The following is a 4,173-nucleotide window of genomic DNA, read 5'->3' on the forward strand; positions in this document are numbered from 1 at the left end:
GGGCCAGGACGTGGCGCAGCTGAAGGACGACAAGCAGTTCCGGATCAAGGGGTACGACACGGGCGCCGGCGCCCTCTACCTGGGCGCGAACGTCAAGGAGCAGTACACGAGCGACAAGCGCGTGCGCCAGGCGCTGTCCTGGGCCGTCGACCGCGAGCGCATCGTCAAGCAGGTCCTCGGCGGCTACGGCCAGGCGAGCGCGGCCCCCTGGCCGAAGTCCTCCCCGGCGTACAGCGACGCCAATGCCACCCGCTACCAGCACGATCCGGACAAGGCGCGGGCCCTGTTGACGGAGGCCGGGCACGACAGCCTGTCCCTGCCGCTGGCCCACGCGTCGGTCCCCAGGGTGACGGCCATCGCGCAGATCATCCAGTACGACCTGAAGCAGATCGGCATCACCACCGAGCTCCAGCCGTACGACTCGGCGACCATGCAGAAGAAGCTGATCGCCCAGCAGATGCCGGCGCTGTGGACGATGGGCCACGGGTTCGCCCAGGTCCACCCGTCCACCCTGGCGGTCAGTGCCTACCCCTTCAACGAGGCCAAGAACACCTCCCAGTTCAGCTCGCCCGCGTATACCGAGGCGGTACGGGCGGCTTGGGTGCGCGATGACGCGGAGGGCCCCGAGGCGCTGGCGGCCTACCAGCGGATCAGCGACCAACTCCTCGACGAGGCCTTCATCATCGACCTCGCGGTGGAGGCTCAGGTGGAGGTCGCCACGGCGAAGGTCCACGGAGCGGACCTCAACAAGTTCGGCTACCTCATCCTCGACGACGCGTACCTGGTGTGACGCCGTGCGCTCCTACCTGTTGAAGAGGGTTCCCTCCGCGCTGCTCGTCCTGGTGCTCGCCTCGTTCGTCATCTTCGTGATCCTGCGCCTCATCCCGGGCGACCCGGCCACCACCCTGGCCGGACCGGACGCCGGACCCGCGGCCGTCGAGGCGATCCGCGCCCGGCTCGGCCTGGACCGACCGCTGTCGGCCCAGTACGTCACCTGGCTCGGCGACCTCGTACGCGGCGACCTCGGGCCCTCGTACGCCATCGGCGGCGAGGTCTCCGACCTCATCGGGCAGGGGCTGGGCCGGACCGTGGAGCTGACCATCGGCGCCCTGGTGCTGACGGTCGCGCTCGGCCTGGCCCTGGGGCTGGCCGGGGCGACCGGGCGCGGTCGCGGGGTGCGCGCCGCGGCGCGGGCGGTCGCCACGGCCGCGCTGGCCGTGCCGCCGTTCGTCACCGGCATCGTGCTGGTGCTGGTGTTCGCCGTGGCCCTGCGCCTGCTGCCCGCCGGCGGGTACCAGTCGGTGCTCGACGCCCCCGACATCGGCCTGCAGTACCTGCTGCTGCCCGCTCTGTGCCTCGCGCTGCCCAGCGCCGCCGTCCTCGGCCGCTACCTCAAGGACGGGCTGGAGCGCGCCCTGGCCGAGGACTACGTACGGACGGCGACGGCCGTGGGCGTCACCCGCCGGCGCATCATCTGGCGGCACGCGCTGCCCAACGCCCTGCCGTCCTCCGTCACCGTACTCGGCATGCAGATCGGGCAGTTGCTCAGTGGAGCCGTGGTGGTCGAAGCGGTCTTCGCCTGGCCGGGGCTCGGCATGCTCGCCGAGCAGGGGGTGGTCCGCCGCGACTACCCCGTCGTGCAGGCCCTGCTCCTGCTGCTGGTCGGGGTGTTCGTCGCCGTCCAGTTGCTCACCGACATCGTCTACGCCTGGCTGGACCCCCGGATCAGGTGGGAGTGAACCATGACCACCACGACCCTCCCGCTCCGCGCCCGCAACCGGTACGTGGGCGGACTGCTCACCGTCCGGGGCATCACCGGACTCGCCCTGGTGTCCGGGCTCGCCCTGGCCGCCCTGCTGGCGCCGCTGCTCACCTCCGCCGACCCGCTGGCGCAGAGCGGCGACGCCCTGCTCGGTCCCTCGTCGCGGCATCCGTTCGGCACGGACGACCTCGGACGGGACCTCTTCAGCCGGGTGCTCCACGGCATCCGCGCCGACCTCGCCATCGGGCTGACGGCCGTGCCCCTCGCCGCCGCGGCGGGCTGCGCCCTCGCCCTGCTCTCGGTCTCCTCCCGGGCTGCCGATGCCGCCGTCCAGCGGGCGTTCGACCTGGTGCTGGCCTTCCCCGGGCTGATCCTCGCCCTGACCGTCACCGCCATCTGGGGGCCGGGCCGGCTGCCCGTCGTGGCCGTCATCGCCCTGGCGGAGACACCGGCTTTCGGCCGGCTGCTGCGGGGCGGCATCCTCGTCCAGCGCGAACGCGAGTACGCCCTCGCCGCACACGTCGGCGGCGCGGGGCGGCTGCGCGTCCTGTTCCGCCACGTCCTGCCCAACGCGATCGACCCCATCGTGGTGCAGATCGCCACCGCCCTGTCGATCGCCGTGTTCATCGAGGGCGCCATGAGCTTCATCGGGGTCGGCATCAGGCCCCCGGAGCCCTCGCTCGGCAGCATCCTCAGCCAGTCCACGGGCTACATGGGCACCCACCCCTCCTTCGCGGTGGCACCGCTGGTCGCGGTGACCGCACTCGTCATCGGCTTCACGCTCGTCGGGGAAGCCCTGAACCGGGGGATCCGGCAGTGACCCAGGCCACGACCCGCACCACCACCAATAGCACCGACACGACCGACACCACCGCTTCCCGCCCAGCTGCCCGCCCGGTGCTGGACGTGCGCGGCCTGCACGTCGAGTTCCCGCTCGGCGGCCGGACCGCGCACGCGCTCCGGGGCGTCGACCTCTCCCTCGCCGCCGGGGACACCCTGGGAATCGTGGGCGAGTCCGGCTCGGGCAAGTCGACCCTGGCAAGTCGACCCTGGCCCTCGCCCTGACGCGCATGCTCCCGGGCGGCGGCCGCATCACGGACGGCTCCGTGCTGCTCGACGGCCAGGATCTCGCCACCGCTTCCGACGAGGCACTGCGCCGGGTACGCGGCGGGCGGATCGGGATGGTCTTCCAGGACCCGATGGCCTCCCTCAACCCGGTGCTCTCCATCGGACAGCACCTGGACGAGGCGATGCGCGCACACGGCCGCGGCGACCGGCGCTCACGCCGCCGCCGCACGCTGGAACTCCTGGACCTGGTCGGCATTCCCGACCCCGCGCGGCGCATCGACGACCACCCGCACCAGTTCTCCGGCGGTATGCGCCAGCGCGTCATGATCGCCCTCGCGCTGGCCGACGAACCCGACGTCCTGATCGCCGACGAACCGACCACGGCGCTCGACGCCACGGTCCAGGACCAGACCCTGACCCTGCTCGAACGGCTGAACAGGGAAACGGGCACCGCTCTCGTGCTCATCACCCACGACATCGGTGTCGTCGCCCGCTCCTGCCGTCGTGTGCTGGTCATGTACGGCGGTACGGTCGTCGAGGACGGGCCCACCGACCGGGTCCTCGCGGACCCCCGGCACCCCTACACCGCCGGACTGCTGGCGGCCGTGCCACGGCTGGAGTCCCCTTCGGGAACCCGGCTGCGCAGCATTCCCGGCAGCCCGCCCGACCCCGCCGCCTCCACCCGGGGGTGCGCCTTCGCGCCCCGCTGCGCGCGGGCCGAGGACCGCTGCCGCGAGCAGGTGCCCGTTCTGACCCGGGCTTCGGACGACGTCCGCGCCGCGTGCTGGGTCACCGGTCCGAAGGACGTGGTCATCGCGGAACCCACCGAGGACGTTCGCAGCCGGCCGGCCCCGGACCGGGCCGCCACACCGCTGCTGGAGGTCACCGGGCTGCGCAAGACGTTCCCGGGCCGGGGGCGCCGCGGGCGCCGCGATCCGCTGGCCGCCCTGGACGGGGTCGACCTCGTCCTGCACCCCGGCGAAACGCTGGGGATCGTGGGCGAGTCGGGGTCGGGCAAGTCCACGCTCGCGCGCACCATCGTCCAGGTCCACGAACCCACCTCCGGCGTCGTCCGGTTCCGGGGACGGGAGCTGTCCGGGGCGTCCCCGGAAACCTCCCGGGCACTGCGGCGCGAAGTGCAGATGGTCTTCCAGGATCCCTTCTCGTCGCTCAACCCCCGGATGACCGTGGGCCAGATCATCGCCGAGCCGCTGATCGCACACGGCCTCGGCGACCGTGCGCAGCGGGCGGAGCGGGTGGCCGCGCTGCTGCGGCAGGTCGGACTGGATCCGGAGGCCGCCGGGCGCCACCCGCGCGCGTTCTCCGGCGGCCAGCGCCAGCGC

The 4,173-nt window shown here is 72.9% G+C and carries 3 protein-coding genes and 1 pseudogene; all 4 read left to right on the forward strand.

Annotation, left to right across the window (positions count from 1 at the left end; genetic code table 11):
• Positions 1-790: ABC transporter substrate-binding protein (locus VR44_RS10305; protein ID WP_045947120.1), on the forward strand; the 790-nt coding region annotated here is incomplete at its 5' end.
• 4 nt (positions 791-794) lie between these two features.
• Entirely contained in the window at positions 795-1,739 is a 945-nt protein-coding gene (locus VR44_RS10310; protein ID WP_045947121.1) for an ABC transporter permease, read from the forward strand.
• Positions 1,740-1,742: 3 nt separating this feature from the next.
• Positions 1,743-2,582: an ABC transporter permease gene (locus tag VR44_RS10315; protein ID WP_045947122.1), complete on the forward strand. Its 840-nt coding sequence runs from the start codon at positions 1,743-1,745 to the stop codon at positions 2,580-2,582.
• 77 nt (positions 2,583-2,659) lie between these two features.
• Positions 2,660-4,173, forward strand: a pseudogene (locus tag VR44_RS41065) (dipeptide ABC transporter ATP-binding protein); the annotation flags it as partial.

This window comes from Streptomyces katrae (assembly GCF_000966975.1).
GTDB lineage: Bacteria > Actinomycetota > Actinomycetes > Streptomycetales > Streptomycetaceae > Streptomyces > Streptomyces katrae.

Excerpts from the sequence above, each read along its gene's own strand:
- VR44_RS10315 (WP_045947122.1), top strand. The coding sequence starts at position 1,743 with ATGACCACCACGACCCTCCCGCTCCGCGCCCGCAACCGGTACGTGGGC.